Here is an 11,423-nt window from a genome sequence, read left to right on the forward strand (position 1 = left end):
GGCGGGTTTTTTATTGCCTGGCGACCTGGATGGTAGGGCCGCTAGGGCGTACTCGGCTTTGGCTTCCTGCGTCGCTCTACCTCCTGCATCCATGCAGTCGTCGCGAAGCAGTACGCCGCCAGAGTTTCGCTGGAATGGCGTGGTGCCTGGTGTGGCATGGCTCGGCGGACTGTTCGCTTCGCTCCTGAGTCCGCCCTACGCGACGCGAAGAGGGCGGGTTCGGAACTGTCCACTGTCAGGGGTAAAGCGCGACGCCATGAGCATCAACACAAGCGTGGCAGCGGCCATCGCCATCCAGCTCAGGCGCAGGTCATCGGTGTACTGGCGTAGCAGTCCAGCCAGCAGCGGCGCTGTGGCGGCGATCAGGTAGCCGCCGCCCTGCACGAAGGCCAGCAGGTCGCCAGTCTGGCGTGGGTCATCCAGGTGATCCTGGGCCACCACCAGCGAAAGCGGGAACAGCGCGCCGATGCCCACGCCCAGCAGCATGCAGATCGGCACCACCAGTTGCAGCGGTGCCAGCATCAGGCCAAGCAGCCCGGCCAGCAGCGCCAGCAAGACCACCGCCAGTAACACACGTCTATCCGGGTAGCGTGGCAGCAGGCTCGATGCCAGCAGGCCCGCGACCACTTCGCAAAGCGTCAGCGCAGCCAGCAGCAGGCCGCTGGCCTGCGCGCTCCAAACCAGTGAGGTGTAGTAAGGCGGCAACCAGGCCAGCACCAGCGTGTAGCCGGCGGTGCCGATGCCGAAGAAGCTCATCAACAGCCAGGCCCTTGGTGAGCGCCAGACATCCAGGCGCGGCAGCTCGCTCGACGTTGCGACTGCCTGCGCAGGCGCGGCGCGGTACCAGAATGCGGCAGCGAGCAGAGCAGGTAGTGTCCAGCTCGCGAGCGCCCACGACCAGCCTATCGAGTGCGCCAACCAGGGCGTCAGCGCCGCGCCGAAGGCCGCGCCACCCATGATCGCGCAACTGTAGAAACCGATCAGGCGGCCGCTGTCAGTGGGGAAGCGCGACTTGATCAAGCCCGGCAGCAGTGCCTGGACGAAGGCGATCCCGGCGCCAGCCAGCAAGGCAGTGGCGATCAAGGTACTGGAGTCCGGCAGCACGCCGCGCAGCAGGCAGGCGAGGGCGATCAGCAGTACGCCGAAGAGAATCCCGTTGCGCTCGCCGAGGCGCTGGCGCAGCAGGCCGGCGGCCAGAGCGCCAAGGCCCATGATCACCACCGGCAGGCTAGTCAGCAGGCTGGCACCGACATGATCCAGGCCGGTGTCGAGCTGGATATGGTCGAGCAACGGTCCGATGGCAGCCAGCACCGGACGCAGGTTCAGGCCGAGCAGGACGATGGCGATGAGCAGCAAGATCTGGCGCTTCATGCTTGTGACTCCTTCGCACCGCGCCAGGCCACCAGCAGGACGCCGCCGACGATGCACAGCGCTGCCAGCAGCATGCTCAGGCTGCCCTGTTCGCCGAGCAGGCCGATGGCGATGGCGGCGCCGGTGATCGCCGCCACCGAGCCAATCTGGCTGAGAAACACCGTGCCAGCCAGGTTCTGCAGGACGAAGAACAGCGCATAAACGGCCGCGAACAGCAGCATCTGCAGGGCCAGCAGGCCCACTGCCGTGCTGTTTTCGAGACGTGGTGCGAGGTCGACACCGAACAGGCCAAGCGGCACCAGCAGCAGCGCACCGCCGAGCAGCATGCCGGGCGCCAGGGACAGCGGGCTGGCACCAACCGGCCAGTAGCGGGCACGGTAGATGTTGCCGAACGCCAGAAACACCGGCACGCAGAGCGCCGCCAGCACCCACAGCAGGGGGCTGTCGCCGGCGTTGAGCTTGCCCAGGGCCAGCAACAGGCTGCCCGCCAGACCAATGCAGATGCCCAGCAGACGAATACGGCTCAGTCCTTCCATGCGCAAGGCCAGTGCCAGCAGGTAGGTGATCAAGGGTGGGAAGGCCAGGCACATCGAGGCGAAGCCGGCGCCGACATGGCCAATCGAGCTGAACAGCAAACCATTCGGCACCGCGATGCTGAGCAGCCCCGAGGCCAGGTAATAACCCAGCAACCCGGGGCTGATGCCGGGGCGCTCGCCGCGTATCCAAGTGAACAGCAACAGCAGCAAACCGCCGCCCAGCAAGCTCCAGAGCAGGTAGGCCATGGCCGGCCAGCCGACGTTGCCGGCCAGTTTGACCAGGATGCTGGTCAGTCCCATCAGAGCGCCGATGGTCAGTAATAGTGACAAGGCGAGAACGGGACGAAATTGGGAGCCGGGCATGCAGCTGTCTCCTGAGGGTGGATGCGTTACGATGCAAACATTCTTTTTGAAAAGTATCTTGATATCAAGATAAATCGAGGGCGATATGCAAGACCGCGCACAATTGGCTGCCGAACAGTGGCTTCGACAGCGGCCAGATCTGGACGGTTTTTCCATGGCGGTGATTGGCCGTCTGGGCGAGCTCAGCCAGGTGATCACGCGTGATCACCTGCTGCCGTTCTTCACCGAGCACGGCTTGCAGGCCGGGGAGTTCGACCTGCTCGCGACCTTGCTCCGCTCGGGTGAGCCCTATGCACTGATGCCCACGGCGTTGTACGAGAGCGCGATGATTTCCTCGGGCGGCATGACCAGCCGCATCGACCGCCTGGAAAAGGCCGGGCTGATCGAGCGGCGCAAACACCCCAGCGACCGCCGTGGCGTGCTGGTGGCACTGACCTCGGCCGGCTTCGAATTGATCGACGGCATTCTCGAAGCCCATGTGGCCAACCTGCAGCGCGTGCTCTCGGGATTGACCGCTGCCGAGCAGCGGACGTTGCATGAATTGCATGGCAAGTTGTTGGCGGGGCTGGCTGTACGGGATGGGGTGTGATCGCGGCTTGTTGGCAGTTCCCACGCTCAAGAATGGTTGCTGGCGCGCCAGGCTTAATGGCGCCAGCGCTTAGGCAGTGACTGGCAGGAACGTCATGTGCGTGGGAGAGGCTTTAGCCGCGACGTGGCCATCCATAGTTGAAAAACTCGCGGCTGAAGCTCCTCCCACCCGTAGGGCGGACGACGCGTCGCGTTCCCGTCGCTAGGTGGATGAGAGGAGCGTCATCTCCGCACATGCCCACGTGACGCATGAGAATCATCAAATATGAATTTTTATATGACAGCTTCGTGATGAAAGCTGCCAGAAAGCTTCCACGCCTATGTTCTTGCCCATGGCAGGCGCAGACCTGCCACAGCGTCGTGACCGCCTTGGCGGCCGACCATTACCAACAAGAACAAAACGGTATACATCCATGCCCCTGACAGGCCTCGCGTTCCTTCTCTCCGTTCGTTCGTTGCGTAACCCTCGCTGATCGTCTCCAAGCCCCAGCCGAATTCCGTCCGGAGAATCTCCATGCTCACATTCCTTGGCTTCGCCATGGTCTCGACTTTCATGTACCTGATCATGAGCAAACGCCTGTCGGCGCTGATCGCCCTGATCATCATCCCCATTCTGTTCGCGCTGATTGGTGGCTTCGCCAACCAGATCGGCCCGATGATGCTCGAAGGCATCAGCAAGCTCGCGCCCACTGGCGTGATGTTGATGTTTGCCATCCTCTACTTCGCCATCATGATCGACTCCGGGCTGTTCGATCCGCCCGTGCGGCTGATCCTCAAACTGGTCAAGGGCGACCCGCTGAAGGTCGCGGTCGGCACCGTGGCCCTGGCGCTGATCGTCTCCCTCGATGGCGATGGTTCGACCACCTACATGATCTGCGTCGGCGCCATGCTGCCGCTTTACAGCCGCCTGAAGATGAGCCCGACCATCATGGCCGGGCTGATCATCATGGCCGGTGGCATCATGAACATGACCCCCTGGGGCGGCCCGACCGCACGTGCCGCCAGTGCCTTGCACGTCGACCCATCGGACGTCTTCGTGCCGATGATTCCGGGCATGATTGTCGGCGCCCTAGCGCTGTTTGGTGTCGCGTATCTCTACGGCCTGCGCGAGCGCAAACGCCTGGGCGTGCTGCACCTGCCGGACGACCACGTCACCCAAGACGACATCAGCGTGTCGCAGTTTCCCGAGGCGCGTCGGCCGAAACTGTTGTGGATCAACGCCATCCTCACCGTGGTGCTGATGACCACCCTGATCGCCGGTCTGCTGCCGATGCCGGTGCTGTTCATGATCGCCTTCAGCATCGCCATGATCATCAACTACCCCTGCCTGCAGCAGCAGAAGGAGCGCATCGCCGCCCATGCCGGCAACGTACTGGCGGTAGTCGGGCTGATCTTCGCGGCCGGTATCTTCACCGGCATCCTCAGCGGCACCGGCATGGTCGAGGCCATGTCCAAGAGCCTGCTGGCGGTCATCCCTGACGCGTTCGGCCCCTACCTGGCAGTGATCACGGCATTGGTGAGCATGCCGTTCACCTTCTTCATGTCCAACGACGCTTTTTACTACGGCATCCTGCCGGTGCTGAACCAGGCCGCGTCCAGCTACGGCATCAGTGCCGTGGAAATGGCGCGCGCCTCGATCGTGGGGCAGCCGGTGCACCTGCTCAGCCCGCTAGTGCCCTCGACTTATCTGCTGATCGGCCTGGCCAAGATCGAATTTGGCGACCTGCAACGCTTCACCCTCAAATGGGCGGTGATGGTGTGCATGGTCATCCTGGCGGCGGCCTTGCTGCTGGGCGTGTTCCCCTTTATCAGCGGCTGATCGAGCCGCTGCGGTGTCCGCGCGACGCTCCGGCTCTGCAAGGTCGACGCTGCCAGCAGAGCCGCAGACGCGCATGCATCACCTGATTCGGTTCATCCTGTGCGCTGGTGGCCCTGGTCGCTACAGGCGAAAACGCGTCTACATCCGGTGATGCTCCACCAGGAAATCCACGAACACCCGCACCCGCGCCGGCATTGCCGATCCACCCACGAACACGGCATGAATCGGTTCCCGATCTCCGGGGTTGAAGGCTTGCAGCAGCGGTACCAGGTCGCCGCGCTGCAGGTCTTCGGCCACGCTGAATTCGCCGATGCGCGCGATGCCGGCGCCGACCCGGGCAAATTGCGCCAGCGCTTCGCCGCTGCTGCATTCGATATTGCCGCAGACCTTGAGCGAGAACGCCTGGCCATCGCGGATGAACGGCCAGTTGGGTTCGGCGCGGCGGAAATTGAAGCGTAGGCAGTTGTGCTGCAACAGGTCTTCCGGTCGCTGCGGCGTGCCGTGGCGTTGCAGGTAATCGGGGGAGGCCACTACCACCTGGCCGGTTTCGCCGATCTTGCGGGCGGTCAGCGGGCTGTCCGGCAGGTGGCCGAAACGCACGGCCACGTCAGCCTGGCCACCGAGGATGTCGACCACCTCGTCGCCCAGGCTGAGGTCGACGGTGATGTTCGGGTAGCGCGCGCTGAACGCCGCCACCAGCGGCACGATGGCCAGCCGACCATGGCCGAGCGCGGCACTGACGCGCAAGCGCCCCCGTGGCACGCCCTGATCGGTGATGGCTTCTTCGACCTCCGCCATATCGGCAAGGATGCGCCGGGCACCGCGCAGGTAAGCTTCGCCCTCGGCGGTAAAGGTGATTGCGCGGGTGGTGCGCAGCAGCAGGCGCGTGCCGAGGCGCTGCTCGGTGCGCGCGATGATCCGGCTGACCGCCGAAGGCGTCAGCCCCAGTGCACGTGCAGCGGCCGACAGGCTGCCTTCCTCCGCCACGGTGGCGAACACCACCATGTCACCTGATCGGCCGCCTATGTCCATTTGTGCTCCGTAAGCAAAGGTGTTTGCCAGAAATGCCATCTACCGCCGTCAAGGTTTGGATCCTAGCATTCGCGGCATAGATGAGGAGCCTTTCCATGCGTATCAATCCACCACTCGTTGCACTCGCAATCGGTGCCTTCGGCATCGGCGTTACCGAGTTCGCCCCCATGGGCATGTTGCCGGGTATCGCCAGCGATCTCGGCGTATCCATTCCCGCTGCCGGCCTGCTGGTCAGCGCCTACGCCCTCGGCGTTCTGCTTGGCGCGCCACTGATGACCCTGACCACCGGCAAGATTCCCCGACGCTACCTGCTGATCGGGTTGATGGCCATCTTCACCCTGGGCAACCTGATGTCCGCCCTGGCCACTGACTACACCAGCCTGCTGATCGCCCGCGTGGTGACTTCGCTGAATCACGGCGCCTTCTTCGGCGTCGGCTCAATCGTCGCCGCCAGCGTGGTCGCGCCAGACAAACGCGCCGGGGCGGTGGCTGCGATGTTCATGGGCCTGACCCTGGCGACCATCGGCGGCGTGCCGCTGGCGGCCTGGTTCGGTGAAGTGCTTGGCTGGCGCACGGCGTTCTGGGGCATCACCGGGCTCGGTGTGCTGGCGATGGTCTCGCTATGGTTCGCGCTGCCCAACGTGCCGCTGCCGAAAAGCGACGGCGTGCTGGCGGAAATTCGCGTGCTGGGCCGTGGCCCGGTGCTGGCAGCACTGGCTCTGACCGTAATCGGCTCCAGCGCGATGTTCACCGTGTTCACCTATATCGCGCCGATCCTCAGCAGCGAGACCCAGGCCTCCACCGCGTTCATCACCGCCATGCTGGTGCTGTACGGCATCGGCCTGACGCTGGGCAACGTGTGGGGCGGCAAGGCGGCGGATCGCTCCGTCGACCGCACCCTGATCGTCTCACTGAGTGCGCTGATCCTGGTCTTGCTGGCCTTCACCGTGCTGATGCGCTGGCCGCTACCGGCTGCCGTGGCCATCCTGATCTGGGGCATCGCCAGCTTTGCCATCGTGCCGCCGCTGCAGATGCGCGTGATGGAAGCCGCCAAGGACGCGCCCAACCTGGCCTCGGCGGTGAATATCGGCGCCTTCAACCTCGGTAATGCCATCGGCGCAGCGCTGGGCGGCGCGGTGATCAAGGCGGGGTTGGGATACCCGGCGATTTCCCTCGCCGGCGCGGCAATGGCGGGGCTGGGACTGCTGATGGTGCTGGGGTTCGCCTGGCGCTCCAGAGGTGCAGCGGCGGTAACGGTTTAAGAAGAGGCACTTGAGACGGGGGTTTAAATCCCCCCTCCGGTTTACGCCTTCGCAGCAGGGCTCAAGCGAAAGCTGACACCCATGCGGTTGAACGCGTTCATGGCTGCGATAGCCGCCGTAAGGTCGACCAGGTCTTTCGGGGTGAATGCAGACGATGCCGCGACATAAGCCTCGTCGGAAACATGCGTTTCGCTGACCAGTGTCACTTCTTCCGTCCAGGCCAAGGCGGAACGTTCCTGCTCGGAAAACAGATGCGCGGCCTCATGCCAGACTGGCACCAGAACGAGCTTTTCTACTGACATACCTCCCTTGATCAGATCTCGCGAATGGATATCGATGCAGTGCGCGCATCCATTGATTTGCGATGCCCGCAAGAACACGAGATGGATGAGCTGAGGCGGCAGGTTCGTTCCGGTGGTGACGAAATGGTGCAGTCCTCCCAGTGCTTTAGCTGCGCCGGGTGAAGCCTCAAACCAATTAAGACGAGTCATAGAGCAGTACCCTTTGTGGATGGGGGATCAGTAAGGTCTGCCCAATTAAGACAATTAAGAGGATCAAGGTATTGATCCAATTAAAGGCTTAATCAATGGTCCACTGTGCGGGGCGTTGTGGCTTTTGATGCCGTGTGGAGCGGCTGCTATCGGCCGATTCTGTTGAAAAAGTAGCTTCAGCGGCAGCCTGCCGATCACGTGTGCCTGCTGTCGAAGTGGCTGCAAGCCACTTCAAGTTGTCTTCCGGCGTTTCGCTGAGCGTCCTTGCTCAGGTTTGGGGGGTAATTTGAGGGTTTCTGCTTGCAGCAGGCGTACCTATCCCGTTAATGGTGGCCCTTGAGGCAAAAGCTTGGCCATGCGTCGCAGGTTCTGCACCGTCGCCGCCAAAGTGAATTCGTCAGTGGCACCTGTCAGGCCACGCAGTCGTAAACGGTCGAGTTTCATGATCCGTTTGAGGTGGGCGAAAAGCATCTCCACCTTCTTTCGTTCGCAGCGAGAGACGAGGTACTCCGGTGTCTTGGCGATGCGTCGAGCCACGTCGCGGGCAGCCTCATGGATGCTGCGGACGATCTTCCGACTTGGCGTGTTGGGACAGCATTTCGCTTTCAACGGGCAGGTGGCGCAGTCGGTTTGGCTGGAGCGATAAATGATGGTGTTGGCCTTGGTCACCCGCGATCTTTTATGGGTGAAGGCGCGCCATTCACTGCGTAGTGGTTTACCGGCTGGGCAGCGGTATTCATTGGCTTCCTGATTCCAGTGAAAGTCGTTACTGGAGAGGCTGTCGTCCTTGCGCTCGGTCTTGTCCCACACCGGCACATGCGGCTCGATGTCCTTTTCTTCGACCATCCAGGCCAGCATCGGGGCGGTGCCATAAGCGGTATCGCCGATAAGGCGTTCCGGTGTGAGATCGAACTGCGCTTCGACACGTTCGACCATCGTCCTGGTCGAATCGACTTCGGCGGTACGGTGCGCCGGGGTAGCTTCCACGTCCATGATCACACCGTGCTCAGTGTCGATCAGGTAATTCGTGGAGTAGGCAAAAAAGGCCGGCCCACCTGGCGCTGCTGTCCAACGGGACAGAGGATCGGTGAGCGAAATTTTCTTGGGAAGAGTTTCTGCCAGCGCCTCTTCATCAAGGGCTTCGAGGTACTCGCGCACTGCGCGGCTGCTGAGCTTTGGATCGTTCCAATCGACCTCATCACCCGCCACGCCACGTTGGCGGCTAGCGTCGGCCTTGATGATGCTGGCGTCCACAGCGAAGCCTTCGCCTTTGACCAGTCCGGTCGCCATGCAGCGGCGCAGCACTTCATTGAACAACCAGCGGAACAGATCGCTGTCGCGGAAACGTCCATGGCGATTCTTTGAGAAGGTGGAGTGATTGGGTACTTCGTCTTCCAGACCCAACCGGCAGAACCAGCGATAGGCCAAGTTCAGGTGCACCTCTTCGCACAATCGCCGCTCGGAACGGATGCCATAGCAGTAGCCAACGACCAGCATGCGCACCATTAATTCCGGGTCAATCGAGGGTCGCCCGATGGGGCTATAGAAATCCGCCAGGTAGGCGCGCAGATCACTGAGATCCAGGCACTGATCGATGCTACGCAGGAGATGCTGGGCTGGGACGTGATCTTCCAGGTTGAACGAGTAGAACAGGCGATGCTGTCCTCCCGGTAACTGTCCCATCATGCTGTTTGCCCCCACGCTCGCTGACAGAGCAATTTTGCCAACGGCATGGGGTGACAGCTACTTTTTCAACAGAGTCGGCCAGAAGCAGCCCTTCGCCCAAGGCAGCTACCGACCAGTAGCGACGTTTGGTTCCGGAAAAACAAATTCGTCCCCTAAAGCCGGGGCGGCAGTGGTCTGTCAAAGCTGTTTAAAGAAGAGTACGCATGCTGCCATCTGTCGGTACGAACCAGATGACATGCACCTTGGCAGAGGCTATTTTGAAGCTCTCCTTGGGACAACTGAGGGTGAATACAGCGCCAAATAGGGGTGACCATGGCTTCGAAATACACGTTGCTTAGCGAAAAAAGCGTTAGGGCTGCAGTCCAAGATGGCGTTTTCACCTCTAAAACCGTGGACATAGTTCGTGACGCCAATAATTCATTTGTACGCCATCTCGAACGTCAGGATACTCCAACAATCCCTTCCTCAGTTGTTCAGATTCACAATAATTATATCTATGAAGCGGACACATCGAAATACCTAAGTGCTGTTATCGACATTCAAAACAAATACATAACTGGCGAGCTTAAAATAAAATATGACGAGGTTATAGTTGGTCTGACTGCTTATCAAGAACAAGGCAGTGATCTGGATCTTTTAAATACAGACGCTAGAAAGTCCTTGTCTGCTTTTGGTGAGCGAAGTTCTCAGATTCTTTCACCTCAAAGCAACGAACCTTACCTTGATGACGCAAGCCTTGAAGTTTTAGACTCATATACAAATTTAATTTTTGTTTATGTGATGAGTGGCTTTTGGCGTTTCAGGTCTGGATTCTCGAAGGACTCAGTGGCCACGAATAAGCTTGACACGCTCGATTCAGAGGTTCGATCCCTTTACTCATGGTTACTTCAAAACGGAAAAGACTATGAGAATCAGATAGGTAAATCGGTATATGCCTACATTCTCCTAGAGAAACCTGAAGAAATCGAGGTCATCAGTCAGCTTGTTGAATATGATAATCGCTATAGCTCAGCGCTCGATGTTGTTAAGTCATTCTCGCTGAAGTGTATTGATCGCAAGGGCTGGAGCGAGCCTTACAAGGTAAGCAGGCTGCCAAATGATACTTGGGGCGAGGATCGCTTGAGGGTTGCGCTGAAGCTCCACGACATCCTAAACAAGATAAGTAACATTCGTAGTGTTATTGATGAGCTTAAAGCCGTAGGTGAAATCAAGGTATCCGATATCTTGCTGGACGGTGAGTACCTTGACTCTCCCTTGTCGCTGTTCCGAATTGAAAATAAGCCGGATGTCTGATCCGGCTTTCATACCTGAAGATTAGTGGTTGTACTTGTACCACACCTGCCTAGCTGCTGCGGTACACCACATTTCCTTGAACACCTCTAACTTGGGAAATTCCCAAACCCTGGCATTCAAGAGCAGACATCCTCAACATACTCCAGGTCAGCCAGCTCATCCAGCAAATTACCTCAATGAACTCAGCAAGCTCATCAATCCTTTTACGCTCGTAAACGAGGTCATTGTGGTGGTTTTCCCCGGACACCCCGATAGGTGGAAAATGCATCTATCGAGGAGTTTTTCACGCCCTACAAACGCAGGACATTCGACACCAGCTTCAAGCTGCAAGTCGTGAAGATGATCACCGACTAGAGGCTGGCTGTTTCACAGGTCTGCCGGGATCTGAATTTGGTCGACTCGGCGGTTCGACGCTGGATCCCAGCAGTACGAGTCGGAGCAGCTGGGCCAGGCTGGAATCGGTAAGCCACTGACACCGGAGCAGCAGCCTATTCGGCAGTTGGCGCAGGATAGCCGGCAGCTCAAGATCATGCTGAAGTCGGAGGAATCAGTACGCGATGTACTGGAAAATTGCGCTGTTCATATATACAGTGCTCGTAGGAAGAGTTTCCTCTCACATCTGCGCGATGTATCAGCACTGGGTGCGACGAGTCACATGAGTACATTGTGCACATGATCGGATTGTGCTCAATCGGAGGCGATACGCCTGGCACACGAGGCTCTATTTGGTACCCGTGGGCAACCTGCTAGACGAGTGAATCGTCGCGAGGCGCTTGTGGCTGGGACAGGAGAGGGTCGGATAAGGACTAGGGCGACGGAGGCAGCACATGAACCAACGACGAGTGAACTTGACCTTGGCAATGCCTCGGTGCGGGTATTGCGGATCCTTCTGGGCGCCACCGGAAGGCGTCAACGCACGCAACGCCTTTTGTCCGCAATGTGCCGAGGCGCGTCGCGACATCGTGCGTGCGCATTTTCAGCT

The 11,423-nt window shown here is 59.9% G+C and carries 9 protein-coding genes; 4 read left to right on the forward strand and 5 right to left on the reverse strand.

Annotated elements, in window-relative coordinates; translation table 11 throughout:
* Positions 1–195: 195 nt before the first annotated feature.
* Together BLT86_RS01805 and BLT86_RS01810 are read right to left on the reverse strand one after the other, a co-directional pair.
* Entirely contained in the window at positions 196–1,371 is a 1,176-nt protein-coding gene (locus BLT86_RS01805) for a cyanate transporter (RefSeq protein WP_092374354.1), read from the reverse strand.
* The gene (locus tag BLT86_RS01810) at positions 1,368–2,270 is read right to left on the reverse strand and encodes a DMT family transporter (protein ID WP_017677737.1); all 903 of its coding nucleotides are present in this window, start codon (positions 2,268–2,270) and stop codon (positions 1,368–1,370) included. The genes BLT86_RS01805 and BLT86_RS01810 overlap by 4 nt, the downstream gene beginning before the upstream one ends.
* 85 nt (positions 2,271–2,355) lie before the next feature.
* On the opposite strand from BLT86_RS01810, the gene BLT86_RS01815 reads away from it, so the two are divergent.
* Together BLT86_RS01815 and BLT86_RS01825 are read left to right on the forward strand one after the other, a co-directional pair.
* Positions 2,356–2,859 (forward strand): MarR family winged helix-turn-helix transcriptional regulator, encoded by a 504-nt coding sequence (locus tag BLT86_RS01815; protein ID WP_017677736.1) that lies wholly within the window; start codon positions 2,356–2,358, stop codon positions 2,857–2,859.
* Positions 2,860–3,372: 513 nt separating this feature from the next.
* A complete protein-coding gene (locus tag BLT86_RS01825; RefSeq protein ID WP_017677734.1) occupies positions 3,373–4,677 on the forward strand; it encodes a CitMHS family transporter in 1,305 nt (434 codons plus the stop codon).
* A gap of 138 nt (positions 4,678–4,815) precedes the next feature.
* Here the strand turns inward: BLT86_RS01825 and BLT86_RS01830 are convergent, their stop codons facing one another.
* Positions 4,816–5,709, reverse strand: a complete 894-nt coding sequence (locus BLT86_RS01830) for a LysR family transcriptional regulator (RefSeq protein ID WP_021488488.1) — start codon at positions 5,707–5,709, stop codon at positions 4,816–4,818.
* 95 nt (positions 5,710–5,804) lie between these two features.
* Between BLT86_RS01830 and BLT86_RS01835 the strand changes: the two genes are divergently transcribed.
* Positions 5,805–6,971, forward strand: a complete 1,167-nt coding sequence (locus BLT86_RS01835; RefSeq protein ID WP_017677732.1) for an MFS transporter — start codon at positions 5,805–5,807, stop codon at positions 6,969–6,971.
* Between the two features lie 41 nt (positions 6,972–7,012).
* Here BLT86_RS01835 and BLT86_RS01840 read toward each other — a convergent pair whose 3' ends face one another.
* Both BLT86_RS01840 and BLT86_RS01845 read right to left on the reverse strand, forming a co-directional pair.
* Positions 7,013–7,462: a carboxymuconolactone decarboxylase family protein gene (locus tag BLT86_RS01840; protein ID WP_026088645.1), complete on the reverse strand. Its 450-nt coding sequence runs from the start codon at positions 7,460–7,462 to the stop codon at positions 7,013–7,015.
* A gap of 315 nt (positions 7,463–7,777) precedes the next feature.
* The gene (locus BLT86_RS01845) at positions 7,778–9,148 is read right to left on the reverse strand and encodes a transposase (RefSeq protein ID WP_092374357.1); all 1,371 of its coding nucleotides are present in this window, start codon (positions 9,146–9,148) and stop codon (positions 7,778–7,780) included.
* 312 nt (positions 9,149–9,460) lie between these two features.
* On the opposite strand from BLT86_RS01845, the gene BLT86_RS25630 reads away from it, so the two are divergent.
* Positions 9,461–10,441 carry a hypothetical protein gene (locus tag BLT86_RS25630; RefSeq protein WP_139204190.1) on the forward strand — a complete coding sequence of 327 codons (981 nt, stop codon included), beginning with the start codon at positions 9,461–9,463 and terminating at the stop codon, positions 10,439–10,441.
* Positions 10,442–11,423: the final 982 nt, after the last annotated feature.

Origin of the sequence: Pseudomonas sihuiensis (assembly GCF_900106015.1) — a bacterium.
GTDB lineage: Bacteria > Pseudomonadota > Gammaproteobacteria > Pseudomonadales > Pseudomonadaceae > Aquipseudomonas > Aquipseudomonas sihuiensis.

Excerpts from the sequence above, each read along its gene's own strand:
- BLT86_RS01805 (WP_092374354.1), bottom strand. The coding sequence starts at position 1,371 with ATGAAGCGCCAGATCTTGCTGCTCATCGCCATCGTCCTGCTCGGCCTG.
- BLT86_RS01810 (WP_017677737.1), bottom strand. The coding sequence starts at position 2,270 with ATGCCCGGCTCCCAATTTCGTCCCGTTCTCGCCTTGTCACTATTACTG.
- BLT86_RS01815 (WP_017677736.1), top strand. The coding sequence starts at position 2,356 with ATGCAAGACCGCGCACAATTGGCTGCCGAACAGTGGCTTCGACAGCGG.
- BLT86_RS01825 (WP_017677734.1), top strand. The coding sequence starts at position 3,373 with ATGCTCACATTCCTTGGCTTCGCCATGGTCTCGACTTTCATGTACCTG.
- BLT86_RS01830 (WP_021488488.1), bottom strand. The coding sequence starts at position 5,709 with ATGGACATAGGCGGCCGATCAGGTGACATGGTGGTGTTCGCCACCGTG.
- BLT86_RS01835 (WP_017677732.1), top strand. The coding sequence starts at position 5,805 with ATGCGTATCAATCCACCACTCGTTGCACTCGCAATCGGTGCCTTCGGC.
- BLT86_RS01840 (WP_026088645.1), bottom strand. The coding sequence starts at position 7,462 with ATGACTCGTCTTAATTGGTTTGAGGCTTCACCCGGCGCAGCTAAAGCA.
- BLT86_RS01845 (WP_092374357.1), bottom strand. The coding sequence starts at position 9,148 with ATGATGGGACAGTTACCGGGAGGACAGCATCGCCTGTTCTACTCGTTC.
- BLT86_RS25630 (WP_139204190.1), top strand. The coding sequence starts at position 9,461 with ATGGCTTCGAAATACACGTTGCTTAGCGAAAAAAGCGTTAGGGCTGCA.